The sequence below is a fragment of the Chryseomicrobium aureum genome, assembly GCF_043182735.1.
Classification (GTDB): domain Bacteria; phylum Bacillota; class Bacilli; order Bacillales_A; family Planococcaceae; genus Chryseomicrobium; species Chryseomicrobium aureum.
Genome location: NZ_CP171117.1, coordinates 74,792 through 99,270, shown reverse-complemented (window position 1 = coordinate 99,270; position 24,479 = coordinate 74,792). Strand labels below are relative to the sequence as shown.

Genomic DNA, 24,479 nt, shown 5'->3' with positions numbered 1-24,479 from the left:
GGAATGCCTCCTCTATCTTCTTCTCTTTTAGCATACCCACAAAATATGAAAAAATTGTGCAGATGATTAATATGAGTTACTTTTTTCTCTTTTGAAATACCAGTCAACAGTCTCGCTGTCTGATTGACAAGGTGCCATATAGCGGTCACGATACTGTTCGTTTCCTTTTCCAGTAATAACAACCCAATCTCCAGCACTTGCTTGTTCGAGTGCATATGCAATCGCCTCTGTACGGTCATCAATACGTATACCAGTAAACCTTAATTTTTGAAGTTGTTCTTGCATCGCTTGAACAGGCAATCCGTTCAAATCATCAAACGTTAATACCTGAACGTCACTGCCTTTTTCAGATGCCTCAACCATCGCCTGACGCTTTGTTTCATCACGCCCTCCCCGGAACCCAAAGACATGAAACACTCGGCCTTTTGCAAGTTTTCGAACACTGGCTAGCACTTGCGTGAATGCATCTGCTGTGTGTGCATAATCAATCACGACGTGTCGATCTTCTGTGAAGTGAATGACTTCAAATCTTCCTGGAACTCCTGAAAATTGTTGAATGACTTGTTCGACAACTTGTTCCTCTACAATCATCTTTTTTGCAATCGCAGCAGCAAGCACAGCATTCATTTGATTATGGAAGGGAATGTTGCTATCTGCAAATCGTTCGACAGCACGTTTCGATAGTTCGAGCACATGATGAGGTCCGTTTTCAAGTTTTTGTGCCAAACGACGTCCCCAGTAACCTTCTGTCCAAATAACAGCGACACCCGTCGGTTTCAATTGATCAAACAGCTTGGCTTTGACTTGAAAGTAGTTCTCCATCGTGCCGTGATAATCCAAATGGTCTTGGTCAAGATTTGTAAATACCGCAAAATCGAATTCAATCCCTTCAATCCGCAGTTGATCGATGCCGTGCGACGATACTTCCATGATCACCACGTCATCCTGACTTTCATGCAGCAATCGTTGGAAGTTTAGGCTGTCCGGTGTTGTGTTCGGTGACGGCAATTCTTGACCGTTGATGATATACTGCACAGTTCCGAAAAGTGCACATTTTTTACCCGCCTTCTCTAGCATCTCTTTTAAATAGAATGAAGTGGTCGTCTTTCCATTCGTGCCGGTGATGCCGATAACGGTCTTGGATGCGGACGGGTTGTTGTAATATCGCTTCGCAGCAAGTGCCACAGCTTTGCGGGAATCTTCGACTTGTATGTAGGGAACTTTGAAGGGTGCAAGTGGTTTCGTACCGACGACAGCAACAGCTCCTCGTTCGATTGCATCTTCTATATAGGCATGACCGTCTGACACATGGCCAACCAGCGCAAAAAACAAATTGCCTGGCTGGACGTGTAGCGAGTTTGTTTCAATCCCTGTCAGTTCGACTTCAGGTAAAGGGTCTTGAGATAGGGATGCAAGTAATTCTTCTAACAACATAAGTTCGACTCCTTTATCGAATAGGCGTAGAGGTCAATCGCCATTTTCTTTGCACAAAATTGGCGAGAATAAGTAATACGGTCGTATAAATAACCAGTGCAAGGATAGATTGCCATGTATAGATATCAACTTGGTTCCCTGCAACTGTATAAAGTGTGATTAGTGGGAGTTTCCCGACTGCTGTCGCTAGTAAAAATGGTGTCACCTTCATTGTAGACAGAGCACTGACAACATTTACAAGAAGCGACGGGACCACTGGAATCAATCGAGCGATTAAAATTACTTGGAAGCCGTTTTTCTCCATCTGGGTAAATAAGCGACGTGCTCGATCATGACGTACGACGTATAGAGAGGCTTTTTCATGAAACAGGTACCGAATCGCATTAAAGATCAAAAGTGTCCCGAGTAGAGATCCAATTAGATTGATGGGAAGTCCTAGTCCAACAGGAAAGGTAAATCCGATTGTCCCGTAGAGAAGGGGGAGCGGTAAAACTGGAACCATGGAGACCACGATGACAATGCCAAATGCAAGGATTGCCGTCCAGATGCTTGGTTCTGTAAGTAACGCTAGTAATGAGTCTGTCATTGAAACCTTTTCCACTCCTTCATGCACATGTATGTTTAGTATAAATTTCATTTCTCTAATAAAAAAGCGAGGAATGATGATTTGGGGAAAAATGAACCAAATGACACGCTCTTTTCATACCCCCCGTTAGTATAGTATCATTAGAATGGAGAAAATCGTAAAAGTAGATGGAGGTGGAAGCGAATGACAGTTGAGAAGCAAAGATTCGCTGTAAACGGTGGGATTGGATTCGGTTCAAAATTAACGGGAAAACAACTTTTAGTGCTGACATCGTTTATGGATGAAAAAGACGAGCTTGAACTGACTACCTTCCAGCAGCTCTATATTGATATTCCTCAAGCAAAAGTGGATGCCGCCCTTACAGCATTCGAGGACGCGGGATTATCAGTTTATCCTGTGGGGAATTTTGTAAAGAGTTTACGCACCTGTAATTTTTGTAAAGGTTCGGAGCAAGAAGGCATGCCTGTAGCGAAAGAAATCAACAACCGGATAGCTGGACGGCCAATGCCATTTACAGTTCGAGCCGCCTACACAGGGTGTGCGGTTGGTTGCGGTGAACCTCGTACGAATGACATTGGAGTCATGAAAATAAAAGAGACTTATTCTTTGTATGCAGGTGGTAAAGCAAAAGGAATTGATGCTCAACTTGGTCAGATTCTAATAGAGGGGGCTTCTCCTGAAAAACTTTATAGTGCTATAGATCGAGTATTAGATTTGTATGCCGCACAAGGAAAAAAAAGAGAGCCTTTGTCTAAGTTTGTGGATCGTTATGGGATAGAGGCAATGCGTAACCTTGTTGCACACTAAGTTTGTTGCATCCGCTTTCAAAACAATGTATACTAGTCTTCCTGCCCATTTTCAGAAAAATCGACAGGGAACTTGAGAAAGTTCATTTTTCGTGAGAGGGATGATTGGATGAATAAAGAACAATTAGTTAGTCAAGCACGTGAAATCAAAGAGCGCGCTTATGCACCGTATTCGAAGTTTCCTGTTGGCGCTGCGCTTTTAATGAAAGATGGCCGTGTATTTACTGGCGTGAATGTTGAGAATGTCTCGTTCGGAGCAACAAACTGTGCGGAGCGTACTGCAATTTTCACAGCGATTACGGAAGGCTATAAAAAAGGTGATTTTGCGGAGATTGCGGTGAATGGAAATACGGAAGACTTCCTTCCACCGTGCAGTATCTGTCGTCAAGTCATGGCAGAATTCTTTGAGCCAGATATGCCGGTCCATTTAACGAATGATAAAAATGAAATCTACACATTGGCGTTAAAAGAACTACTGCCAATGGCGTTTACGGATTTAGATATGTAACAAAAAGACCACTTCGCAGTCGCGAAGTGGTTTTTTGTTTAATTCACAGGTAATGCCACCTTTGACCTCTCTAAAAAATGCCAGATGACCAGGCCTAAAATGGCTCCCGTCGCACTCGACGCCATAAATCCTGGCATGAAGAAGAATGCTCCGACTTGTGTGCCCATAAAAATAGCCGCGTATGGGACAGCTACTAAAGAGGCTAACACTCCTGTCCCTACAAACTCTCCGATAGCTGCAAAACCACTACGTCGTGTATAACGGTAGAGTAGCCCCGCTAGTACAGCTCCTAAAACACTTCCTGGAATCGCTAAGAGTGAGCCGGTCCCAGTAAAAATTCGAATCAACGCTGTCACAAGTGCCACAACGCCAGCTCCCACTGGTCCAAATAGCACGGCAGAAATCACATTAATAGCGTGTTGTACCGGAAAGGCTTTGGCCACACCAAGTGGTATCCAGATAAACAGAGAACCTAAGACCCCAAGCGCGCTCAACATCGCCATTTGCGTCAATCGTTTCAATTCCATACGGCACTTCCTTTCTTGAACTGAGCAATGGTCTCTTTACGATTTATCGAGCGTGCAATCGCAGAAATCACAGCTATACCTGTTGCTCCCGCTTCCCACACCACATGGGCATTGTCTTCGGTGATGCCCCCAATACCTACGATCGGCACGTCCGGGTACAAAGCATGTACCTCTTGAATTACTGAAACACCTGACGGGGGGCGGGCATCCGCTTTCGAGTTAGTTGCAAAGACAGGACCAATTCCTAAATAATCAGCTCCTTCTTGCACAGCTCGAATGGCTTGTTCAAGAGTATGAACGGATACGCCGAGCTTCCGGTTCGGTCCAATTTGCAGACGTGCTGCCTTTACTGACCCGTCATCTTGTCCGATATGAAGACCATCTGCATCGCTTGTTATACACAACTCCACATCATCATTTATGAAAAAAGGGACATCGTGACGCGCACATAACTCCTTGCAGTTGAGTGCTAGTTCAAGTAACGCTTTACCAGACTTGGCATGCGGCCCCTTCTCTCTCAGCTGAAATTCTGTAATACCTGCTTCCAACGCTTCTTCTAAGATTTTCTCAACAGGTAGATCTTGATTATCGGACGTGCCCATAATGAAGTATAGGTGCCTGTGCATCTTGTTTCTCCCCCTCTCCCTGTCCGTATACTCTATATGCCGCATGATGTGTAGGACCATGACCGGCTCCAAGCGATAGAGGATACTGAAGTGCCGCTTGAATAAACCGTTTCGCAACCGTGCAGGCCGCTTCTACCGAATGATCTTTGGCAAGTTCTGCTGTCAACGCTGCACTAAACGTACATCCTGTCCCATGCGTCTGATGTGTCGCTAGTCTTGGAGTCGAGAGACTGAACTCTCTGCCAGATTGATCGAGATATAAATCTGTAGCAAGTGGTCCGGTGCGATGTCCACCTTTTAAAATCACAGCGGTCACTCCACTCTTAAGCAACGCTTCCATCGATTTTCGTGCACTGCTATCACCTTCAATTTTCAAACCTGTCATTAATTCCATCTCTGGAACATTGGGCGTGACAATCGATGCTTTCGGAAGAAGGAGTTGCGTTAATGACTCGATTGCTTCTTGCTCCAACAATGTATGTCCACCTTTGGCAACCATGACTGGATCGACGATAACCGTCGTCCAGGAATACGCATCAATCGCTTGCACTACTTGTTCAATAGTAAACGAGTCACCTAACATACCCGTCTTCACGGCGGTAGGTTGAAAATCGGCACCGATTGAATCTAGCTGTGCTTTCAAGAGCGCAGGCTCCACCATGCCAACACGCTGGACGCCGAGCGTGTTTTGAGCTGTGACAGCGGTCAATGCCGAGACTCCAAATACTCCGCGTTCTTGAAATGTTTTTAAATCTGCTTGAATACCTGCGCCTCCACCACTATCAGAGCCCGCAATTGTAAGAGCGACTGGATATGTCATGAGACAGAGACCTCCTTTTTTGCAAGTTCATCTAAAAGGGCTGCAGGGAATCCACCAATTCCACTTTGAACCGCAAGTTCACCAGCACGCCCATATTGATACAACCTTTCCTGAACTCCCTCAAGGCTAGCGTCCTGAACGAGCCAAGCTGCAAGTAAACTGCTTAACAGACACCCTGTGCCGACTGCTTTGGTCATGTCCGGGTGCCCTGAACTGTTTGTTAACACTACGTTGCCGTCTGAAATGAAATCCACTTCACCTGTAAGTACCACCGTCGTCTTGTAGACTCTTGCTAATTCCAGAGCAAGCGCTGACACGTCCTGTCGTCCGGTCCCAGCATCAATCCCTCGTCCATGCCACTCTGCATCTAAAAGTGCTGCGGCCTCTCCGGCATTGCAGCGAATAAGTGTTGGTTGAGCTGCTGCAATCACTTCTTTGGCAGATTGCAATCGGTACGCCGAGGCTCCTGCACCAACCGGATCCACCACGCGTGGAATTCCTTTTTTAACAGCTGCGTAACCAGCGACTTTCATACTGCGAACAGTGCGCTCTGTGAGAGTCCCTAGATTCAAGCTAAGTGCGTCTGCCAGCGCTACAAGCTCTGCCACTTCTTGCTCTTCGTCTCCCATTATCGGAGACGCGCCAGCTGCAACGAGCCCATTCGCTACAAAATTGGCAACCACGTAGTTTGTAATGCAATGAACGATGGGTACATACGTGTTTTCATTAGCGCTCATGCACGGACACCTCCGATTTAATCGTCCATTTTTCTTGTGTCCAAGCTTGTTCCCAAAAATGCCATTCGTAATACGTACTGCGCTTGAAGTGTGCTTTTAATTCTTGTAGGCGCGCAGGTGAAACATCTTCAGCAAGCCGATCCATCCGGTCTTTCTGCTCCTCGACGAGTGTTGCAAACCACTCGGACCCGTATGTCGCAATCCATCGCTGATAAATCGGATTGTCAGGTGTCGCCCCTTGAAGGTGAATACCAATTTCATAATAGAGCCAGTAACAAGGGAGCAATGCAGCTAGTACATCTGCTACATCCCCTTGAGCTGCGCGGTACATGTGAGATACATACGCATATGCAGAAGGTGACGGCTCGAAGGTCTCCCATTCTGCCTCGGTCACACCTAAAATCTGCATAAACGATTCGTGCAAACTCAACTCGGCCGCACACGTTTGTTCTGCGTGATGGGCAAATGCACGCGTCATTTGAAGATCAGTTGCTTTCACAGCGCCTAGTGCCTGCACCTTTGCAAAATGTGTTAAGTAGTAGGCGTCTTGCATGACGTAATATCGGAATACATCTTCTGGCAATGTTCCGTCTGCTAATCCTGTAACAAAGGGATGATGAAAACTGCTCTCCCAACTATCTTTAAAATCTTCTCGAACTTCTTTGCAAAAACTCATCTTCTACCATCCTTTCTGACAACAAAAAAACGCCACTCTCCCAAAGGAAAGTAGCGTGAAGCCGTCATAAAAGATTACCAGAGCGGTCGCGCCACTTCCCTCCGCTGGTATGATCCAGATCAGGTTCAAAGGGTCCGGACATATGTCCGTCTCAGCCTCTTCGGCTCCCCTAGTGGATGTGCATGTAGTTGTCGCGATTACTATACCATACTTTTTTTACGGTGCAAAATCATTTACAGATGTCACGTATACCGACTCCGGTCGGAAAATGACATTGTTTTCAAGTTGCTCGACCATATGCGCTGTCCAGCCAACACTACGCGCCACACTAAATGTCGGGGTGAACAATTCTGACGGAAGCGCAATAGACTTCATGATGGCAGCTGCATAATACTCCACGTTTGTATATAAACGACGCCCCGGTTTGTGAAGAGCGAGTAGGCGTGTGATTTCCTTTTCAGCCTCGACTGCGAGTTGCAACCAACGCTCTTCGCCACTTAATTTCTTACAAGCTTCGCGGAGCACAAGAGAACGAGGATCATTCGTCTTGTAAACGCGGTGACCAAATCCCATGATGCGCTCTCCTGACTGTAACTTGTTCATGACGACAGTCTCAACAGAACCTACCGAAGCAATTTCATCAAGGAGTGCGAGCACACCAGATGGCGCACCTCCATGCAATGGCCCTTTCATTGTTCCCAGAGCCGAAACGAGCCCTGAAGGCAAATCGGATTCACTTGATACTGTCACACGCGCAGCAAACGTCGAGGCATTCATCCCATGCTCCATCGTAGTAATCAAATACGTTTCAAGTGCTGTGACTTCGGATTTGGTCGGGTGCGAACCAGATAACATGTACAAATAATTCGCAACATGGGGAAGTTCAACGGATGGAGTTACGGGTTGTTGCTCCCGCTGAATCCGATAAGCAGCTGCGGTAAGAACGGCAAGCGCACCCGTGAGCAGAACCGCTTGCTCTTTCAGCGAACGCGCAAGTAATTCTGGCGTCCCCATTGAGGAAACGACCGTTCGCACTTGGTCCATAATTGATAAGCTTTTCGGCAAAACCTTTAGTACGAATAGATGATCAAATCCAAGCTGACGTCCCTCGACCAATAATCGTGTAACCTGCTTTTCATCTATTTCCCATAAAAATGACGCGACGGCTTCAAATGTCTGCTGCTCCACAACATCCTTTAGTAGTAAATCCTTGTAGCGTAGTTCTCCCTTTTCCCCATCTACTGAAGCAATGGTCGTCTCTACAGCCACAACGCCTTTTAATCCTTTTTGAATCATTAAAAACGCCTCCTTTTCCTTACTATAACCAAATCCTTTAATTACGAAAATTAAAGGTTTATAATCAATTTAATTACTAAACGTAATTGATGGAGGTGATGATGTGGATATCAATTGGATCAAGACGTTCTGCATAAGTGCAGAAACCTTAAATTTCCGGAAGACTTCGGAGCTTTTGCATATGTCACAACCGAATGTGACCGTTCATATTCGAAAACTTGAAGAATCTCTCGGTGTTGCTTTGTTTACACGTAAACAGAATCGTGTGCATCTCACACCAGAAGGGCTTCTGTTTTATAAAAACAGCAAGGTCTTACTCGATAATTTCACCCATACAGTTCAGTCCGTCCAGGCTCTTGCACAGGGCTTTCGAAAAAAATGGACGCTTGCTATCTCACCACTTCTTGCAGAAACGATTTTGCCATCCTTGGTCCGGCAGTTTTTAAACGATCACCCGGATGTGGAGTTTCAGATTCGTGTAGAGGAATCGACGGACATAGAAAAATTAGTCGAAAGTGGCGAAGTGGATTTTGGCTTATCCGCAATGCCACCCACGAATCGAAAACTAGTTGTGCACACGCTGTTTAGTGAGGATGTTGTGTTCGTGCGTTCGATTGATTCCTACGACGAGGAGTCGGGTCCGCCCCTAGACGCTGAGGAAATCTTAACCTCTGAGACCTTGTTTACCCATCATCACCCCGTCATTTGGGAAGACTTAACGATTCGTTTAAGACACGCCGTTCCAGGAATACGCGCAATCAAAGTCTCACAAGCGTCGATTACAAAACGGTTGGTGCAAGACGGGCTTGGCGTCTCGTTTTTGCCTCACTCCATCGTCAGGCGTGAATTGCTAGAAGGACGTTTAGTGACGATTCCTTTTCCTCTTTTTGACTTGCCGAAAGTATCTACTTACGCTGTCGTTCAGGAAGAAGGTGAGCTAGAGCAGGCTTTTCTAAAAGCGATTCAAAATCGCTATTTTGGGTAAACGAGTGTAAAGGAGGAAATGAAGATGACAAAAACAATTGTACTGACTGGGGCTAGTGATGGGATTGGGGCGGCTGCTGCGCGTCAATTAAAGAAAAAGGGCTATCATGTTGTCCTTGTTGGACGTTCTAAAGAAAAAACAGAACGACTCGCAACGGAACTGGATGCTCCTTACCATTTGGCAGATTTCACAAAGCTTCGAGATGTGGAGCGACTGGCAAGTGAACTAGATGCGTACCCGACAATCGATGTCCTCGCCAACAATGCAGGTGGAATCATGGGAAATCGAGAAGTGACAGAAGATGGTTTTGAAAAGACGTTTCAGGTTAATCACTTAGCCGGATTCCATTTGACCAAATTGCTTTTGCCGAAACTGATTGCGAGCAAGGCTAAAGTGATCCAAACATCGAGTGAAGCAGCGAATTTATTCGGTAAGACATTTGCTATCAATGACTTAAACAACGAACGCAATTACACTGCAACCAATGCGTATGGAAACGGAAAGCTCGCAAATATCTATTTCACTTGGGAGCTGCAAAATCGCTACGGTTTAGAGGGCATCTCTGCTGTTGCCTTTCACCCAGGGGTCGTGCGCACAAGTTTCGCTTCTGAGACGAACCACTTTATGCGCTTTATGTATCACACGCCTCTTAAATACCTCATTACCATTACGCCGGAAAAGAGCGCTGAGGCATTAGTTGCTTTGATTGAAGGGACTCCAGGAACGGACTGGGAGCCAGGTGGCGTGTATTCGAAAGGCAAACCCATGCGTGTGCAGGCAATTGATGACGGTACGACAGCACGCTTGCTTTGGGAGAAGAGTGAGGAAATGATTGGTTCTTGGAAATCTAACTAAAAGAAAGCCGACTCGGAGGAAAACGAGTCGGCACCTTTGTTTTAAAATAGTCTATTCCTTCACTTCTGTACGTGCACCGTGTCTTCAATTTTCTCATTTCGTACCTCTATAAAATAAGTCGACTGGACAAAGGATTTCCCTCCGTGTCCCTCATACCACTTGAGCACTTTATCAACATGGTACTTATCACTGCGAACAGCATCTTCTATCTCAACATATTTGTTGTAATCATCGTATTCCCAGATAGCGAAGACCTCTGTAATTCCATCATCTAGGGGCATACTCCATCTCCCGACGAGTCTCGCGCCGTGTTTTAACTGATTCGGTAGATTAATTGTATTGAATAATTGATTAAATGGTTTTAAAAACTCGGTGCTAATACGATAATACTTCCTTCTATAAAACATTCTTCTCCTCCTCAACCGCACTAAATCCAGTACATGCTATACTTAACAAAAATAGGAGACGATACTCATATGGATAATGTTGCACAGCCCTCTATAGTATTGAGACCACTAAAGTTTACCGATTTTCCTCAAGTCCTCCTTTGGAATCAAGATATACAATTTTGCGAAGCGAACGGATGGAGTTTAAATCAAGACGAAGAGCGGCTCTTCAGGTGGTGGGGTATGTTCGTTAATAACACCTCGAATGACTTCTTTCGAATAGGTATTGAGTGGGACCAAAAGCTCATCGGATATGTTGACTTTGCAGAAGTAAATAACGGAGGAGCAGAAATCGGCATAGCAATCGGTGATTCCACACTATGGCAAAGAGGACTTGGCAAGGAAGCCCTCTCCCAAGCGCTAGAGTTTGGTTCAAAGAATTATGCGATCCATTCATATAGGGCTGAAACAGAGCTTTCGAATGTACGTGCTCAAAATCTACTTATTCGAGCAGGCTTCAAAAAAATAAAGCAAACGGATTCAACAATTTTTTATAAGGTCACCCTATAAGCAAACGCCAGAAGGAGGCTTCTCCATCTGGCGCTTTTTATTTTGTCTCGAGAACCGGTACAGGTTCAAAGTACGTATCGAATATCTCTTTATAAAGCTCATACCGCGGAAGCATATTGTGCGTGAGCAGTCCTTGCGCTTCCATTTCAAAAAACTCATCTTTCGTTACGATTCGGGCATCGACTACTTCGCCCACTTGATAGCTCAACTCATCCAACGAAATCCTCTTTGGAAGTCGCGTGACATATACGTCAATCAAAGAATCATTTCGGATTTGTTCGCCGAGCAAGATCATTTCATCTGAGTTTAATAATAAACCTAATTCTTCTTCTACTTCACGAGCAGCTCCTAATAAAGAAGACTCTCCCGTGGTAATCGAGCCACCTGTCGACTCCCATTTCAGACCGTGTGGTTTTGCTGGATCGCGTTGTGATAAAATCAAACGACCATCCGGCAAGAATGTCCAAACATCAATCACAATATGGTAATCACCTTCAACAAGCGCTGGTACACTTCCACGGACATGCGTGCGCCCTGTTAGCTTTCGGTCTTTCGTGTACACATCCCATAACTCCATCGTGGCACCTCTTTTCCCATAAATCCGTCCCAAAAAACTGGTGAGGTTCTACTATAGTAGATTTTCCCATTGCTTGTCCAAACAAAACCTTATGCTCTTTACAAAAAATTAGCATTCCCTTCATTCTCTCTTAACACAAACTACGTATACTACGAGATAGAAAGGATGTGTTCAGAGATGAACTTTGACTTCCACACGCACGGCAAACTCACCAAATACGACGAATTTTCTTTGAAGTACTTTCGCATATTGGTAAAAGCTGCACAAGAATCTGGACTCGATGGATTCGCGCTTACGGAACATTTCAACACACGCCACTTCTTTGATGTCTTCGGAACATTAGATGATTTCTATCCTTATCAAGACGGATACTATTTAGTGGAAGGCATTCGCGCCTTTCCTGGAATCGAGGTCCATACGAAAGAAATGGACCACCTTCTACTCATTGCAGACCGTACTGTCATTCGAAACTTACGTATGCAACTCCAACCGTTTACACATAAACTAAATTATATCTCATTCGAAAAATTAATGGATTTGGTAAAACTTGAAGAAGTTTTAGTCATTGGTGGTCACCCGCTCGCGCATCAAAAAGCCTACTTCGAATTACATCCAAACCATCTTGAAAAGCTAGATGCAATCGAACTGAATGCTAAAGATTTATCAATCCTTTCAACAACTGAATCCGTTCAAGAGGTTTATTATCTCGGAATGCGCCTTGCAAAACCAGTTGTCGGAGGAACAAGCGCATTTCACAAAAATCAGTACGGTCGGGTCTACACAAAGCTCCATACGACCTGTTCAACCGTAAGGGATTTAAAGCGAGCCGTGCAAAATGAACAATTCACGGTAAAAGTAGCACCTGCTGCAAGCGGTATGTTTTTGCATAACGGGGCCGCTCCTGAACTAGGTGTCTGGGGCGAGCCGTATCTATAGAAGTAAAAAACGAGACGTCCTCACTTGAGGGCGTCTCGTTAACTTTTTCTTACGCCACGTCCCGCTTCGTAAACGTCACAAACGAAGCAGCAAGGAACACGACAAGATAAATCACAAGTATTGTTACTGAAAAACCAAGCGTCATCCCATCAATGAGTGGTGTGCCACCATCTGCGTATTGACCAAGATCTGTATTCGCAAACAATACGAACTTCGCCCAGTCAAAACGAGACAAGAACAACATTAACGCATTGCTCGACAACAACAAGAACAACGAAATCCCAATGGCCATTCCACTACTGCGGAAGAGCGTTGAAATCATAAACGCAAGTGTCGTCATCATCACAAGCGACACCATACTGAATCCGTATTCCTGCCAGATCGCCGTCATGTAGTTCATGACCAGATACTCACCTGACATCGTTGGAATGACAGAAGTTTGCGTGATGTCATTGATTCCAAACAGCACTGCACCGACAAGTACTGAGCTGACAAACAATGTCACAAGTAAAATTCCTGTAAAAATAAACACAGATACATATTTCGCAAGCAAAATCTTTGAACGCTGAATTGGGCGAATTAACAATAGCTTGATTGTGCCCCATTTGAACTCGTTCGAGACAATTCCAGCTGCCGTCACAATCGCAAATAGGCTGACAATCATCATCATAAACGTATTGTCATATGTGAACGCCCACGCATCATATGGCTTTGGTTGGATGTCTTCTGCGAGTGCTACATTGTTCTGATCAATGCGCATCTGCTGTGTGAAGCCGCCAAAGTCTCCCGCCTCTTCAATCTCTGCTTCCAGTGCTGCGTTTTCTTCAGTTAGTTCTGTGCGCCAGTCACTCGAGTACTCTTTTGTATCGCTTTCGTCTAAAAATGAGTTTGTCAGAATACCTGACCCAATAACTAATAAGACGACCAGTCCAACCATCACCCACGCCGATTTACGTCCAAAAATCTTTACTTGCTCGTTCCAAACGAGCTTGAAAAAGTTACCCAATGACATTCTCTCCAATCAAATCGAAGAACTTGTCTTCGAGGGATGCTTGTTTCTGCTCTACGCTATACACCGCAACGTCTTTCGCAGCCAGTGCTTTCACCAGTGCGGGAATCGTCTCCCGTGTTGTGGAGAACGTCAGTGTATTGCCTTCAGCCACTACTTCTCCTGCCACGTGTCCTTTGACAATTTGAAGCGCGCCTTGGACAGGTTCCACTTCCAATTGGACAATCAAGCCTGTCGCTTCGGTTGCTTTTGTCTGCACCATTTCAATCGCTACAAGCTCCCCGTTTTTGATGACCCCAATCCGGTCACACATCAATTCAATCTCACTCAGCATGTGACTCGATACGATGACGGCCACGTTCGCTTCTTGCGCAAGTTTTCGTAAGTATAGGCGGATTTCTCGGATACCGGAAGGATCCAACCCGTTCGTCGGCTCATCCAAAATCAGAATCGACGGATTATGTAATAACGCTTGAGCAATTCCTAGTCGCTGACGCATCCCAAGGGAATAACGTCCCGCCTTTTCATGAATCGCCTTCTCTAACCCAACAAGCGCGACTACTTCTTGGATACGCTCTTCTGTAATACCTTCCATCATGCGGGCATACTGCTTCAGGTTTTTCCATCCACTTAAGAACGGATACATTTCTGGGTTCTCTACAATCGCCCCAACATGACGCACGGCCCCTTTAAAATCTTTGCAGACACTCTTTCCTTCAATCACTACGTCGCCTTCTGTAATTCCAATCAAGCCTACCATCATTCGAATCGTCGTTGTTTTCCCGGCACCATTTGGCCCCAAGAATCCAAAAACTTCACCGCTACGAATTTGGAAGTTTAGACCTTTGATGATTTCCTTTTTACCAATAGTCTTTTTCAGATTCACGATGTCCATCACTACTGTTTGTTCGTTCACGACCTCACTCCTTTATATGTACTCCCTCCTTAGGTACGTATGAATTGGAAATTTGTTTCAATTTTTGAACAGTTTTTTGGGAAATGTTCAGAAAGTGGTCTGATTTTGCTGGATTTGTCTGTATACTAAAAGAAATTATGGAGTTTGGAATTACTTATCCACAAAACGTGTACTATACAGAGTCGGACTTTTATCCACATGTGCATAGATAGTTATTTTCCGCTTATCCACAGGAACTGAATGGCTCGTTCGTAAAAAAGTCATACACAGAATCATTCAAGAGAGGTTGCTATTACATTATGTCTTTAGATTATTTGAAGGAATTACTTGAGGAAAAGAGAGTAGACGAGGCACTGGAGGTAGTAGAAAACCTGACTGATTCCCAAGTCCAGGGTTCAGAAAAAGAGCTTTTACAAATCCTAACTTCAGCAGACGATGCGTCTCTTCGCAATAGCATAGCGCTTCGAATGAGTGACGCAAAATGCCAGCAAGTCGCCCCTTGTATCATCGACTTATTAAAAGACCCTAAAACTAAAGGGAATCGAGGAACACTTTTGTATGCTTTACACGAATTAAATTATTCAGAACATATCGAAGTCCTATTACCCTTCCTGGCTGATCCGAGTTTTGAAGTGAGTCGCGAAGCCTATGCGTTAGTAAAACCTCATTTTAGGAACTTAACAAAAAAGCAGAAGAATGAAACTAAAGCTTTACTCGAAGCCTACTTAGAAGATCTCCGAGACGAAATTGATTTTAGGAAGGGTGTTTTGTCCGTACTGAAGAAGTAAAAAAGCCGCTCTTCTAGTTAACGAAGAACGGCTTCACTTCTTAATTTTGTTGCTTCAAGCTTCTCGCAGCTTGAACATCTTTATAAATTGTATACGCTACAGTTCCTAGAAATATCACGATTCCAAAACCAAGTGGCAAGTCTAACCAAAACTTTGCAATTCCAAGAATCGCTGCTACTAGTAACAATAATTTCAAGCTTGCTAGATAATGTGGATTCAAAATGAAAAGCCCCTTTTTCAGCATTTAACTTCAAAAAATCCCCCGGCTATCCACTACTAGCTAAAGCATTCTTCAAGTCTTCGTCCCCATTCTCTTCAATGAACCGCTTCACTGAATATCCAGCACTATTTATTATTTCCACGTCTGGACCTAACTCTAGACAAGAGAGAAGTAATTCATTTGTTTCATCAGATCGTACTTTGAATGCCTCATAACACATAGTAAAAAATGCTGAATTCCCATATTTTTTATCTTGTAAGCCTAAGTCGACATGTAGCTCGACCAGTCTATGGGCTAGTTGAACCGCTCGTTTATCATCAAAGTGCGCTGCTATGTAATGCAGTTCATTACACCCATCTTTTGAAACGTTATTGACTAGAGCCCCTTGATTTAATAGCAAATCCGCAATCTCAAATTTTCGGCTGATCAAAGACTGTTGTAGTAAACTAATCCCCCGGTCATCCACAAGATTCATTACCTCACTGACAGTCTTCTTTTCTGCTCGCAATTTCTCTTGAAAGTCTTCTAAAGAACCAAACCTAATTGTCACCCAATAATCTCTTATCACAGTTTTCACCTGCTCGTTTCTTCTCATTTAAATCTATAGTTCTTCCTTAACTAGCTCTAAAAGAAATTCTCCAAAACCCTCAGCAATCCACTCTGGCTCAAACTCAGCGTCACCTAATTCTATAGAAACCACCTTTGGTTCATTAAATTCATTGAGGTCCTGAAAATCTAAACAATAGACTTCTCCATCCCCAAGCTCGTAAATCACTAGATACGACTCTGGTAGATTTACTTGCTTGCGAAGCGATAAGGTATACCATACTGCGTCTGGAATTGAAGAATTCTCAAAGTCCTCTCCAAGTACTCCAAATATCTCCTCTGAACCAAAACTTCCCGCACCAAATGTCTGCAAAAAATCTAAATAAGAGCCTGAAAACTTTAGGTTCAGAAGTTTTTCAGCCTTACGAATACTCTTATCTGGTTGACCACCTTCAAAGTCAGCCTCATCTTCATTTTTTAAGATTAATTTTTTTGCTTTCTTATAGTCTTTCTCGCTCACAGTAATGTCCTCCCTTACAGAGAATAATCAATTATTTTATTTATGATTAATTATACTTCTTATTGTCAATTAATAGTAGGACAGCCACATCTTCAGATTGTCTTGACCCCTTCTCTCTCAACAACTCGACTTTTCAATTCGGAAAAAATTTGGTATACTTCATTCAACATTTAAGAATCGAGGTGTCTTTGTGAGTGTCTAACAGGTTTTAACTCAGGAAATGAAGTAACGGTGCATCCCATTCAAACAGCTCTCTTTGAGAGGTTTGTTTGCTATGGACTGCATATATTTCCCTGGAGAAGATACCTGATGGCTTCACAAAGCACGTATTTGGACAAGGTGCCCTGCGGTTTATTTCGCATACCTGTCTGTGCCTAGAAGCTGCGGGAACATCCGCAGCTTTTTTCTATGGTCTTTCTTATACGTACCGGCGAATCCGGATTGGGTGTCTTCCGAACAAGAAACGGAGGAATCATCCCATGGATTTTATTACCCTTGAAAAACTACAATATAACGAATTGAAGCACCAGGTACAGGCTCATTGTGTGAGCGGTCTTGGAAAACACCTTCTTGAAAAATTGGAACCTAGCACTACTCTTCAAGTTGTTCAGACGCGATTGAATGAGACGACAGAAGGCCGTACCTTGCTCGATGCAGAAGGACATATCCCCTTTACTGGCATCACAAATATCGAGGCTACGATTAAGAGTTTGGAGAAGGGACAGATTCTGCATCCCACGGAACTGCTTGCTCTTTCGGACTTCCTAAGAGGTTGCCGTCGACTAAAGCAGTTTATGGAAGGACACACGTTCTTGGCACCTCTACTTGCCTCCTATGCCGGCTCGATGACCGAGCTCAAGGGACTCGAAGAAGAAATTAATCAGGCGATTACGGGGTCACGTGTCGATTCTCGGGCAAGTCGAGAACTACGCCGCATCCGACAGGCCATCGAGGCAACGGAAGAAAAAATCAAAGATCGCTTAAACAAGTTCTTGAACTCTGCTGGTAACAAGACCTATATCCAAGAATTCTTTATCACTAAAAAAGACGACCGTTTCACTATTCCAATCAAAGCGTCTTATAAAAACCAAGTACCCGGTTCTGTCATAGAAGTTTCAGCAAAAGGGGCCACTGTCTTTATTGAGCCACAAACCATCGCCAAGCTGAACGAACAACTGACTGTCTTGAAAACGGAAGAGGCGATTGAGGAATACCAGATTCTTGCGACGTTGACGGGAATGGCACTTGAACAGCTGCACCCGCTTCAGATTAACCTAGAACTAGTCAGTCATTACGACATGGTATTCGCCAAAGCCAAATACAGCAAACAGATTAGTGGGAGCGCACCATCATTGAACGAGCATGGATACATTCGACTTGTTGAAGCCACCCATCCGTTGTTACCTTCAGATGCCGTTCCACTGAATTTTGAAGTGGGAGATACTTACCGTAGCTTGGTCATTACAGGACCCAATGCTGGCGGAAAGACCTTGGTACTGAAAACGATTGGTCTGTTGACTCTGGCCACTATGTCCGGGTTCCACATTCATGCCAAACCCGGGACAGAAATCGCCGTCTTCGACCAGATCTTTGCGGACATTGGTGACAATCAAAGCCTAGAGAATGCGCTCAGCACCTTTTCATCGCATATGAAGCCATTTGTCAGAGATTCTAGCACGCTCTAAGAACAACACTCTTTTGCTGTTCGATGAGATTGGCAGCGGAACTGAGCCGAACGAAGGCGCAGCGCTCGCCATTTCTATCCTTGAGGAATTCTATCTGAAGGGCTGTATCACGGTGGCGACCACGCACTACGGCGAAATCAAACGGTTTTCCGAACAGCATAGTGATTTTATGAACGCGGCCATGCAGTTCAACCCAGACACACTCGAACCGCAATACAAACTGCTGATTGGGACTTCCGGTGACAGCAACGCCCTCTGGATCTCACGAAAAATGAACATTCCCGAGCATGTCGTGGTGCGGGCGAAAGCCTACATCGATAGCAAATCCTATACATTTGAACGTGTTCATACGGACCGAATCAAAAAACCAGCAGCGCCTGTTCAAGCTCCTACTGAACTGTATCCGTTTGAACGAGGAGACCGTGTGATACTAACAGATCGGCAAGAGACCGCTCTGATTTATGAAGGACCCGATTCTTACGGCAATCTGACTGTCTTTTACGAGGATGATTTTTTGACGGTTCATGCCCGTCGTGTTTCACTCGACATCCCAGCCAAAGACTTGTATCCAGAAGGCTATGACATCGACGCATTGTTCGTTGACTACAAAACGAGGAAGCGGGAACATGACATCACGCGTGGCTCAAAGAAAGCCTTGCGCCAACTTCAAAAAGAGATGCGCAACCCCTCTTCTGATTAGGAAGAAGCTGGGACAAAATCAAAAAGGGAGTTTCTCGTTAGTTGAGAAACTCCCTTTTGTATGAGGTAGTGTATGTTAACAAGCCCTAACTTGGAGCGCCATCTTATTTCAAATATACCAATAACATGCTATTTCAAAAAATCCAACGCCACTTTTTGCTCGTCCTTCTCGGTAACCTGCAAAACAAATGCACGGCGGTCTTCAATCGTCGGAAGCTCTCGGAAATATTCCTGTACACTTTTTGTTAAAAACGCACTGTCATAGTCCGCATCATCATTCACACGCACAAGTTCACTATAGAAACGCAGATCTCGGTAATCCTCCAGCTGTGTTTTCACAGCCTGCCACTTGGTTACGCGCGGCATCAGCTTGGGCCGCTTGATTACCGTCATCTCACTCTTCAATTGCATCAAAAAGCTCTCCACTTCGGAAATGCATTCATCGAGCTTCGCGTACTTATACGATTCCAAGTTCGGCAAAATCTGATCTTGATAGCGCATATAGCGGGTCTCCCGATACTCCATCTTCCCGAGCTCACTTTTCTTCTTCAATTTGTTCAAATGCCACTGATGCTTTTTATCATTCAGGTCAGACAATATCCCGACCAGTGATGGCACTATAGCGGCTGCCGCTTTTAATTTATCTGGATTTTTCCTGGCGAATTCCATCCCCTTGATACCAAGGTCTTTTACGATTTCTAATGGGATTTTGGGCAATGTCTTGTCCTCCAAACAGTAACGAGTTTCTCTTTTCACTATACCGCTCTCTCTCCTATATAGGAAGAATCTAGATCCCACCTAGTTCTTTTAATCTCGGCTCACCTGTGAAAGCACTTGTTTATGATAGTATTGAAAATAATACCAAGTGTGTAAGGAAAGAAGGATCCAACTAACATGAGTCTATTTCAAAAACTAACGGGTTTATTCACAACACAAAAAACCCCTTCTGGCACAGTCATCCCCAAGAATGCTTGTTACTTCTGTAAAAAGAAGTCGCGTGAGATGCGAACGTATCGGAACGAAGTCAATCAGACAATCAAGGTTTGTCGGTTGTGTGTGGAGTATGCGGAGCGGCGGGGGTTTGGGAGAGACTACTGACCGCTTTTCTTTAAGACGCATACCATCTAGTAGCAAGAAGATCCGCTCGAAAGAAAGATAGAATGTACCTGTATTGGACACCATTCTGCTTTCGTGCAGACACCATTCGAGGCTTTGCCGAAGAATTGTGGCTGGTTAGAAAGTGTGGGAGAATTGTGGCTGACACAGGTATGTGGGTTGGGTGAATTACGCTAATGGAAATTTATTTTGTATGTCAGAACATTGGTCACATTCATACTGTACGTATAAATTCACGCAAATGATTCAATGCTGCGCTATACATATTATGTCCTCTCTTATTTTTTTCCTGAAATGATGGATTGTTTAAAATTAGGTCAATATATGAGTCATTCGAAAGAACATATAAATCCCTAGATTCTAAACCCCAAGACGAAAGTTCATTACGAATCGTTTCTATAGCTCCATAGTAGTGCTTGATGGATCTAGGTGATAGCTTCTTACTAGTTTCTAACCAGACTATAAATCTCTCTCCATTCATACTGAAACCCCCATTCAATTTTTTCTCAAGTCATCAATAATTTTCTGGTATCCTCTTAAGTTTCCTTTACCCAAGGTAGAGTAATAGTTAATATGTTGTTGTGCAGCACTTAATGCCTTATTAAAAGCCTCTTCCCCGTAATCATTACGAATATTTTCTAAGAGATAAAGATTAGATGCGTTATTAAAAGCTCGTTTATATACTTCTCCTTCCATCATAGCTAAAAAAATGGTGATGATAGCACTTGCAGAACTAGCATTCATACCGGTCGTTTTGTGAATCTCCTCTTTTCCTTGAGTTCGACTCATTCTACCTTCGTATACGGACTTCAAAATTCTATAGGATCCCCTTGTCATATCCATCGTAATCTCCACTGTTTCCCCTCCTTTTGTAAATTTAAGTTAATCCTAACATATTAGTCTGTAAGCTGTACTTAGCAAATTTAGTATTAGAAGTCGTCTATGACTCGAATTGATTAGAAGCTATTTTTAATCAATTCGAAGAAAGATTAATGTACCTATCTTGGATTACACCATTCGAGGCTTTGCCGAAGAATTGTGGCTGGTTAGAAAGTGTGGGAGAATTGTGGCTGATACAGGTATGTGGATTGGGTGGGAGAAGCAATCAGGCTTCTTCTAACCAACGAGCTTCTCGTTCTTCTTTTGCCTTTGTCCATCTAGCATTTCGCCCTTCCAGTAACACATATTGATAATACTCATCAATCACTTCATCTAACTCTTCAAGTAAATAACGCGGACTTGGATACCCATATAAGAACCCTTCATATAAGCACACAATGTAATTTTTCGCCCACTTTATATAATCCAACCGAATCATTTCATAGTCATTCACATAAGGATGATCATAATCATCTGCAGGGTGTTCCCATTCCTCATAGCAATTCGTTGATCAAAACAACACCCCTTCGCTATTCACACGTCGCTCGATAGTAGGTTTTTTTGCGACAAACTTTACAACGTTTCATGGTAATTCTCCTCTCTTACATGAAGTTGTATTGTACCATCCTCTAAATACTCAATTCCTTCATCAAATTTATAGGATTTGTCACCTGTAAATGTCCCTTCATATCTTATCCTGCCATCTTCATAATAGAGTTTACCTTTGACAAATAAGCGTGAAGTGTAAAAGAAATAACGTCCGCCACGCTGCGTCCTTTCGAATCTAAGATTACCATTTCGGAAGTATTCTTTTCCTCGCCCGAGATACTGGAAATCTTTATGTTGTCCCTCATAACGAAGTCCACCATCGTTATAATAGAATTTACCGTAATTTTGAGGCTTTCCATCAACAAATTCACCTTCATACCAAACGGTTTCTCCATCCTCCCAGTAGCCTGTCCCGTAACCATATGGTTCACCATTTACTACCTGGCCTTTATACTTTAACCTTCCATTTTCGTAATAGATTAAGTTCATTTTCACCATCCCCTTTTGTTTACATTTGCACTATACATGGGGATTAAAAAAAGCCCTACGGTAGCAAAATACCGTAGAGCTGAAAAAATAGTTTTATAATTAATATACGAAATGATGTATCAACCTAAAAAATCAATATTAACTTTTTCTCTACTTTTTCCAGTTGTTATAATTACAAATTCTTTTCTCTCTTCTAAACTTTCAATTTTTCTAAAATATGACTGAAGACTTTCTGGCATAAAATTGCTGGTATAGTTAGCTTCGTTATTCAACCTTTTGAGTTCGTAATATAAGTTATTATCTCTTTTAGTTTTTAATTGGGTACCAATCGATATCCAATTAGTTTTTCTTTTATTAATTATTGGTTTCTTAATTATTTTTGCTTCATTTTCTAACTGTTCAATAAAACTGTCCACTTCAGTAATCAATTCATCCAACTCTTCAAAATTATGATTATTTATATTTGGTAAGATTTCATTTTGAAACTTTATATATCTATCTTTTCTATAATGGAGTTTCCCACGAGCCCTCTGGTCGTTTATTTTTGTTTCGAATCTTGCTGCCTCTGTTGATTTTCTTTCATTTATAAAATCTACTAACTTTTTCCCTCCACCTAGTACTGCTAGAAATGCTTGAGGATTTTTCTTTACAATGTCGTATCCTTTTTGACCGAGCGCTTTTAATACATTAACAGGTATTTTAGCCATTAATATGCCCCTTAAAAAATCTAGTTTATGAGTTTTAAATCTAAATTAAAGATTATTAAATACTATCTATTTACTTTCATTCAATCGCAATTACTATTTAAGACAAATAATTTAAATCTCTTCCCATCCAATAGAAGCTATGCCTAATTTTAAGAAGCCTTCTATTAATTCATAGTCATCCCCTGCTCTTATCATTCACCACTTTGTCCTTAACTTTGTCCCCTTTTAAATCAGTAATCCTTTGATTTTCCCCTTCAATATCTCTTTTCTCGCCTCATAAAACTCCTCAAAGTTTTCAAATTCAAGCGATGAATTAGGATTAATCATAGCTTGTTTAATGAAATCTTCTTTTTGATCTTGGTTCATGTCATTATAGTAATCAACTAAACGCATTGCATTCTTACTGCCATTGCTTCTGCCTTCAAGTAGATGTAGATTTGGTAGTCGATTTCTCATCCCTCGCCACCTATGCCAATCATCCATTTGAATTGAAACTGGCTTACTATCATTGAAACGTGTGTCAGGGTGAAGATGATCTTGCTCATATTTAAAGTTACGATTAGTCCAGTCTAATCCTAGATAATAAAGTACTTCACCTGCTACTCTACTACCTTTTTCTGAATTTAAAATATCTTCAATCTTACCCTCAGTCACTCGAAGATCATTAATTTGGTCCAACATCTCAATTGTGATTTCATAATCAAAGTTATTAATATTACTTTTCATCTGTTGAAGCTTACCTGTTGTACCTGATTGAAAGTATGTAAAGAAAATTGCTCGTATTAAGTACGCTCTAATACTAGCTGTATTTTTCTTATAATCAGGAGCATAGTAAATATAATAAATAATTGGCAAGAGAACGTTCCAACTAGAAGCAAAGCGACTTACATCTATTTTCATCTCTTTCAGTAACTCTTCTAAATTTAATAGAGACATTTTAAAGCCGGTCCAATCATTCTTCAAATCTTCTGCGATTTTTTTATTAATATTTGATTTTACAACGTCGCCATAAAGCATTAGTGCAGCACGTATAATAAAATCAGAACCAAATCCTGTATATGCTCCTACAAGTATTTTTCCAAACTCCGACTTTGCACTTGGCCAGTACGCCTCTAAGATTGACATTGTAATCTCAGACTTTTTAAGAGCCTTTCCACCACTATTAAATCTAACAAACATTTCAAGAGCATCATCTTGTTTCATATCTCTAATTTCTGTATAACGAATAAGTTTTTCAGTAAATATTTTGTGATATAACTTGTTTAAAATGTTTCGTGCATATTCTTTACTATTGGAAGGTACATTTGAAATCTCATCTTCTATTGCCTGTTCTCTAGTCTCATTATTTTGAAAACGACTTTGTAAAATTGTACGTATTTCAAATTGAGTAGGGCTTAGACGACCTACTTTTTCACTAAAACGAATATCAAATTTCTTGCTATTATATTCTTCCTCATCTACAGCAATTTTATTTTGATCTAGTTCAATCAATAGTTTTGTATAAGTCAAACTTCCAGTACTTCTACGAGCGTAATTTGGCCGAATAGTAGATTCACCGAATAAAGACAAAAACAATGAGGTGAGTCTTTGTTGTCCATCTAGTACAGCTGTATCAGAAGTTCTCACATCAATACTAGTCAACTCGTAATTCATCGTATCTGCTTGTTTCCTACTATCAAATGTGACCTTTGATAGGAAATTACAGAAATAGGTGTCCCATGAAACATTAGAATCGTCAACATGCCAAAATAAGAATGTAGCTATTGGATAATCTAATAAAATAGAATCCCATAACTTTTCTATTTGTTCAGTACCCCATACAAATTGTCTTTGAAAAGCAGGCATAACATACTTTCCACTTTCAATATTAGTCAATGCTTGAATAATGGTAATACTATCATCATTTAACCGACTCATACTTCATTCCCCCATGTTTATCTTTAAATCTCTATTTTATATGACTATATCTCCACTATAACCAAATACTAACAACACAGCATCATTTATTTACAGTATTATCTTAATATGTAC

General features: G+C 42.4%; 28 protein-coding genes, 1 pseudogene and 1 riboswitch. Of the genes and pseudogenes, 8 read left to right on the top strand and 21 right to left on the bottom strand.

Annotation, left to right across the window (positions count from 1 at the left end; genetic code table 11):
* Positions 1-66 precede the first annotated feature (66 nt).
* Complete coding sequence (locus ACF3OH_RS00585) at positions 67-1,434, bottom strand: UDP-N-acetylmuramoyl-L-alanyl-D-glutamate--2,6-diaminopimelate ligase (protein WP_392455338.1); 1,368 nt, start codon at positions 1,432-1,434, stop codon at positions 67-69.
* Between the two features lie 13 nt (positions 1,435-1,447).
* The gene (locus ACF3OH_RS00580) at positions 1,448-2,020 is read right to left on the bottom strand and encodes a TVP38/TMEM64 family protein (RefSeq protein ID WP_392455337.1); all 573 of its coding nucleotides are present in this window, start codon (positions 2,018-2,020) and stop codon (positions 1,448-1,450) included.
* Between the two features lie 183 nt (positions 2,021-2,203).
* On the opposite strand from ACF3OH_RS00580, the gene ACF3OH_RS00575 reads away from it, so the two are divergent.
* Together ACF3OH_RS00575 and ACF3OH_RS00570 are read left to right on the top strand one after the other, a co-directional pair.
* Positions 2,204-2,827, top strand: a complete 624-nt coding sequence (locus ACF3OH_RS00575; protein WP_392455335.1) for a nitrite reductase — start codon at positions 2,204-2,206, stop codon at positions 2,825-2,827.
* Between the two features lie 108 nt (positions 2,828-2,935).
* A complete protein-coding gene (locus ACF3OH_RS00570; protein ID WP_392455334.1) occupies positions 2,936-3,334 on the top strand; it encodes a cytidine deaminase in 399 nt (132 codons plus the stop codon).
* 38 nt (positions 3,335-3,372) lie between these two features.
* Here ACF3OH_RS00570 and thiW read toward each other — a convergent pair whose 3' ends face one another.
* The 6 genes from thiW to ACF3OH_RS00540 all read right to left on the bottom strand — a co-directional run bounded on the left by thiW (position 3,373) and on the right by ACF3OH_RS00540 (position 8,016).
* Positions 3,373-3,861: an energy coupling factor transporter S component ThiW gene (gene thiW / locus ACF3OH_RS00565; RefSeq protein WP_392455333.1), complete on the bottom strand. Its 489-nt coding sequence runs from the start codon at positions 3,859-3,861 to the stop codon at positions 3,373-3,375.
* Complete coding sequence (gene thiE, locus ACF3OH_RS00560) at positions 3,852-4,487, bottom strand: thiamine phosphate synthase (protein ID WP_392455332.1); 636 nt, start codon at positions 4,485-4,487, stop codon at positions 3,852-3,854. The genes thiW and thiE overlap by 10 nt, the downstream gene beginning before the upstream one ends.
* On the bottom strand, positions 4,447-5,307 hold the full coding sequence (thiD, locus tag ACF3OH_RS00555) for a bifunctional hydroxymethylpyrimidine kinase/phosphomethylpyrimidine kinase (RefSeq protein ID WP_392455331.1): 861 nt from the start codon (positions 5,305-5,307) through the stop codon (positions 4,447-4,449). The genes thiE and thiD overlap by 41 nt, the downstream gene beginning before the upstream one ends.
* Complete coding sequence (gene thiM, locus ACF3OH_RS00550) at positions 5,304-6,044, bottom strand: hydroxyethylthiazole kinase (RefSeq protein ID WP_392455330.1); 741 nt, start codon at positions 6,042-6,044, stop codon at positions 5,304-5,306. Before thiM ends, thiD begins: the two co-directional genes overlap by 4 nt.
* On the bottom strand, positions 6,034-6,720 hold the full coding sequence (gene tenA, locus ACF3OH_RS00545) for a thiaminase II (RefSeq protein WP_392455329.1): 687 nt from the start codon (positions 6,718-6,720) through the stop codon (positions 6,034-6,036). Before tenA ends, thiM begins: the two co-directional genes overlap by 11 nt.
* A gap of 79 nt (positions 6,721-6,799) precedes the next feature.
* Positions 6,800-6,901: riboswitch (TPP riboswitch) on the bottom strand.
* A gap of 35 nt (positions 6,902-6,936) precedes the next feature.
* Positions 6,937-8,016, bottom strand: a complete 1,080-nt coding sequence (locus ACF3OH_RS00540; RefSeq protein ID WP_392455328.1) for a citrate/2-methylcitrate synthase — start codon at positions 8,014-8,016, stop codon at positions 6,937-6,939.
* A 103-nt stretch (positions 8,017-8,119) separates the two neighbouring features.
* Between ACF3OH_RS00540 and ACF3OH_RS00535 the strand changes: the two genes are divergently transcribed.
* On the top strand, positions 8,120-9,001 hold the full coding sequence (locus ACF3OH_RS00535; RefSeq protein ID WP_392455327.1) for a LysR family transcriptional regulator: 882 nt from the start codon (positions 8,120-8,122) through the stop codon (positions 8,999-9,001).
* Positions 9,002-9,025: 24 nt separating this feature from the next.
* Positions 9,026-9,856, top strand: a complete 831-nt coding sequence (locus ACF3OH_RS00530) for an SDR family NAD(P)-dependent oxidoreductase (protein WP_392455325.1) — start codon at positions 9,026-9,028, stop codon at positions 9,854-9,856.
* Between the two features lie 59 nt (positions 9,857-9,915).
* Here ACF3OH_RS00530 and ACF3OH_RS00525 read toward each other — a convergent pair whose 3' ends face one another.
* Positions 9,916-10,263 carry an NIPSNAP family protein gene (locus tag ACF3OH_RS00525; RefSeq protein ID WP_392455324.1) on the bottom strand — a complete coding sequence of 116 codons (348 nt, stop codon included), beginning with the start codon at positions 10,261-10,263 and terminating at the stop codon, positions 9,916-9,918.
* A gap of 69 nt (positions 10,264-10,332) precedes the next feature.
* Between ACF3OH_RS00525 and ACF3OH_RS00520 the strand changes: the two genes are divergently transcribed.
* The gene (locus ACF3OH_RS00520; protein WP_392455322.1) at positions 10,333-10,812 is read left to right on the top strand and encodes a GNAT family N-acetyltransferase; all 480 of its coding nucleotides are present in this window, start codon (positions 10,333-10,335) and stop codon (positions 10,810-10,812) included.
* Between the two features lie 37 nt (positions 10,813-10,849).
* On the opposite strand, the gene ACF3OH_RS00515 is transcribed toward ACF3OH_RS00520, so the two are convergent.
* Positions 10,850-11,389, bottom strand: a complete 540-nt coding sequence (locus tag ACF3OH_RS00515; RefSeq protein ID WP_204590042.1) for an NUDIX domain-containing protein — start codon at positions 11,387-11,389, stop codon at positions 10,850-10,852.
* A 177-nt stretch (positions 11,390-11,566) separates the two neighbouring features.
* On the opposite strand from ACF3OH_RS00515, the gene ACF3OH_RS00510 reads away from it, so the two are divergent.
* Complete coding sequence (locus ACF3OH_RS00510; RefSeq protein ID WP_392455320.1) at positions 11,567-12,325, top strand: PHP domain-containing protein; 759 nt, start codon at positions 11,567-11,569, stop codon at positions 12,323-12,325.
* Positions 12,326-12,374: 49 nt separating this feature from the next.
* Here ACF3OH_RS00510 and ACF3OH_RS00505 read toward each other — a convergent pair whose 3' ends face one another.
* Positions 12,375-13,331, bottom strand: coding sequence for an ABC transporter permease (locus ACF3OH_RS00505; RefSeq protein WP_392455318.1), 957 nt, complete (start codon positions 13,329-13,331; stop codon positions 12,375-12,377).
* Positions 13,324-14,229 (bottom strand): ABC transporter ATP-binding protein, encoded by a 906-nt coding sequence (locus tag ACF3OH_RS00500; RefSeq protein WP_392456657.1) that lies wholly within the window; start codon positions 14,227-14,229, stop codon positions 13,324-13,326. Before ACF3OH_RS00500 ends, ACF3OH_RS00505 begins: the two co-directional genes overlap by 8 nt.
* Before the next feature lie 335 nt (positions 14,230-14,564).
* Between ACF3OH_RS00500 and ACF3OH_RS00495 the strand changes: the two genes are divergently transcribed.
* Positions 14,565-15,038, top strand: coding sequence for a HEAT repeat domain-containing protein (locus ACF3OH_RS00495; protein ID WP_392455317.1), 474 nt, complete (start codon positions 14,565-14,567; stop codon positions 15,036-15,038).
* A gap of 40 nt (positions 15,039-15,078) precedes the next feature.
* Here the strand turns inward: ACF3OH_RS00495 and ACF3OH_RS00490 are convergent, their stop codons facing one another.
* From ACF3OH_RS00490 to ACF3OH_RS00480, 3 genes are read right to left on the bottom strand one after another with little or no spacing between them, the layout of a single operon-like run.
* Positions 15,079-15,258, bottom strand: a complete 180-nt coding sequence (locus tag ACF3OH_RS00490) for a hypothetical protein (protein WP_392455315.1) — start codon at positions 15,256-15,258, stop codon at positions 15,079-15,081.
* Between the two features lie 46 nt (positions 15,259-15,304).
* Positions 15,305-15,826, bottom strand: a complete 522-nt coding sequence (locus ACF3OH_RS00485; RefSeq protein WP_392455314.1) for an ankyrin repeat domain-containing protein — start codon at positions 15,824-15,826, stop codon at positions 15,305-15,307.
* A 33-nt stretch (positions 15,827-15,859) separates the two neighbouring features.
* Entirely contained in the window at positions 15,860-16,324 is a 465-nt protein-coding gene (locus ACF3OH_RS00480; protein WP_392455313.1) for an SMI1/KNR4 family protein, read from the bottom strand.
* Positions 16,325-16,803: 479 nt separating this feature from the next.
* Between ACF3OH_RS00480 and ACF3OH_RS00475 the strand changes: the two are divergent.
* A pseudogene (locus tag ACF3OH_RS00475) lies at positions 16,804-18,709 on the top strand (endonuclease MutS2).
* Positions 18,710-18,837: 128 nt separating this feature from the next.
* Here ACF3OH_RS00475 and ACF3OH_RS00470 read toward each other — a convergent pair.
* From ACF3OH_RS00470 to ACF3OH_RS00445, 6 genes are all read right to left on the bottom strand, one after another.
* The gene (locus tag ACF3OH_RS00470) at positions 18,838-19,425 is read right to left on the bottom strand and encodes a hypothetical protein (RefSeq protein ID WP_392455311.1); all 588 of its coding nucleotides are present in this window, start codon (positions 19,423-19,425) and stop codon (positions 18,838-18,840) included.
* An 894-nt stretch (positions 19,426-20,319) separates the two neighbouring features.
* A complete protein-coding gene (locus ACF3OH_RS00465) occupies positions 20,320-20,679 on the bottom strand; it encodes a hypothetical protein (protein ID WP_392455310.1) in 360 nt (119 codons plus the stop codon).
* Between the two features lie 250 nt (positions 20,680-20,929).
* Positions 20,930-21,142, bottom strand: coding sequence for a hypothetical protein (locus ACF3OH_RS00460; RefSeq protein WP_392455309.1), 213 nt, complete (start codon positions 21,140-21,142; stop codon positions 20,930-20,932).
* Positions 21,143-21,276: 134 nt separating this feature from the next.
* Complete coding sequence (locus ACF3OH_RS00455; RefSeq protein WP_392455308.1) at positions 21,277-21,741, bottom strand: hypothetical protein; 465 nt, start codon at positions 21,739-21,741, stop codon at positions 21,277-21,279.
* A gap of 119 nt (positions 21,742-21,860) precedes the next feature.
* Positions 21,861-22,448, bottom strand: a complete 588-nt coding sequence (locus ACF3OH_RS00450) for a hypothetical protein (RefSeq protein ID WP_392455307.1) — start codon at positions 22,446-22,448, stop codon at positions 21,861-21,863.
* A 225-nt stretch (positions 22,449-22,673) separates the two neighbouring features.
* Positions 22,674-24,365 (bottom strand): DUF262 domain-containing protein, encoded by a 1,692-nt coding sequence (locus ACF3OH_RS00445; RefSeq protein ID WP_392455306.1) that lies wholly within the window; start codon positions 24,363-24,365, stop codon positions 22,674-22,676.
* Positions 24,366-24,479 lie beyond the last annotated feature (114 nt).

Excerpts from the sequence above, each read along its gene's own strand:
- thiM (WP_392455330.1), bottom strand. The coding sequence starts at position 6,044 with ATGAGCGCTAATGAAAACACGTATGTACCCATCGTTCATTGCATTACA.
- ACF3OH_RS00575 (WP_392455335.1), top strand. The coding sequence starts at position 2,204 with ATGACAGTTGAGAAGCAAAGATTCGCTGTAAACGGTGGGATTGGATTC.
- thiE (WP_392455332.1), bottom strand. The coding sequence starts at position 4,487 with ATGCACAGGCACCTATACTTCATTATGGGCACGTCCGATAATCAAGAT.
- ACF3OH_RS00585 (WP_392455338.1), bottom strand. The coding sequence starts at position 1,434 with ATGTTGTTAGAAGAATTACTTGCATCCCTATCTCAAGACCCTTTACCT.
- ACF3OH_RS00530 (WP_392455325.1), top strand. The coding sequence starts at position 9,026 with ATGACAAAAACAATTGTACTGACTGGGGCTAGTGATGGGATTGGGGCG.
- ACF3OH_RS00445 (WP_392455306.1), bottom strand. The coding sequence starts at position 24,365 with ATGAGTCGGTTAAATGATGATAGTATTACCATTATTCAAGCATTGACT.
- ACF3OH_RS00540 (WP_392455328.1), bottom strand. The coding sequence starts at position 8,016 with ATGATTCAAAAAGGATTAAAAGGCGTTGTGGCTGTAGAGACGACCATT.
- ACF3OH_RS00455 (WP_392455308.1), bottom strand. The coding sequence starts at position 21,741 with ATGAACTTAATCTATTACGAAAATGGAAGGTTAAAGTATAAAGGCCAG.
- ACF3OH_RS00570 (WP_392455334.1), top strand. The coding sequence starts at position 2,936 with ATGAATAAAGAACAATTAGTTAGTCAAGCACGTGAAATCAAAGAGCGC.
- ACF3OH_RS00460 (WP_392455309.1), bottom strand. The coding sequence starts at position 21,142 with ATGATTCGGTTGGATTATATAAAGTGGGCGAAAAATTACATTGTGTGC.
- tenA (WP_392455329.1), bottom strand. The coding sequence starts at position 6,720 with ATGAGTTTTTGCAAAGAAGTTCGAGAAGATTTTAAAGATAGTTGGGAG.
- ACF3OH_RS00515 (WP_204590042.1), bottom strand. The coding sequence starts at position 11,389 with ATGGAGTTATGGGATGTGTACACGAAAGACCGAAAGCTAACAGGGCGC.
- ACF3OH_RS00520 (WP_392455322.1), top strand. The coding sequence starts at position 10,333 with ATGGATAATGTTGCACAGCCCTCTATAGTATTGAGACCACTAAAGTTT.
- ACF3OH_RS00450 (WP_392455307.1), bottom strand. The coding sequence starts at position 22,448 with ATGGCTAAAATACCTGTTAATGTATTAAAAGCGCTCGGTCAAAAAGGA.
- ACF3OH_RS00500 (WP_392456657.1), bottom strand. The coding sequence starts at position 14,229 with ATGGACATCGTGAATCTGAAAAAGACTATTGGTAAAAAGGAAATCATC.
- ACF3OH_RS00580 (WP_392455337.1), bottom strand. The coding sequence starts at position 2,020 with ATGACAGACTCATTACTAGCGTTACTTACAGAACCAAGCATCTGGACG.
- ACF3OH_RS00525 (WP_392455324.1), bottom strand. The coding sequence starts at position 10,263 with ATGTTTTATAGAAGGAAGTATTATCGTATTAGCACCGAGTTTTTAAAA.
- thiW (WP_392455333.1), bottom strand. The coding sequence starts at position 3,861 with ATGGAATTGAAACGATTGACGCAAATGGCGATGTTGAGCGCGCTTGGG.
- ACF3OH_RS00510 (WP_392455320.1), top strand. The coding sequence starts at position 11,567 with ATGAACTTTGACTTCCACACGCACGGCAAACTCACCAAATACGACGAA.
- thiD (WP_392455331.1), bottom strand. The coding sequence starts at position 5,307 with ATGACATATCCAGTCGCTCTTACAATTGCGGGCTCTGATAGTGGTGGA.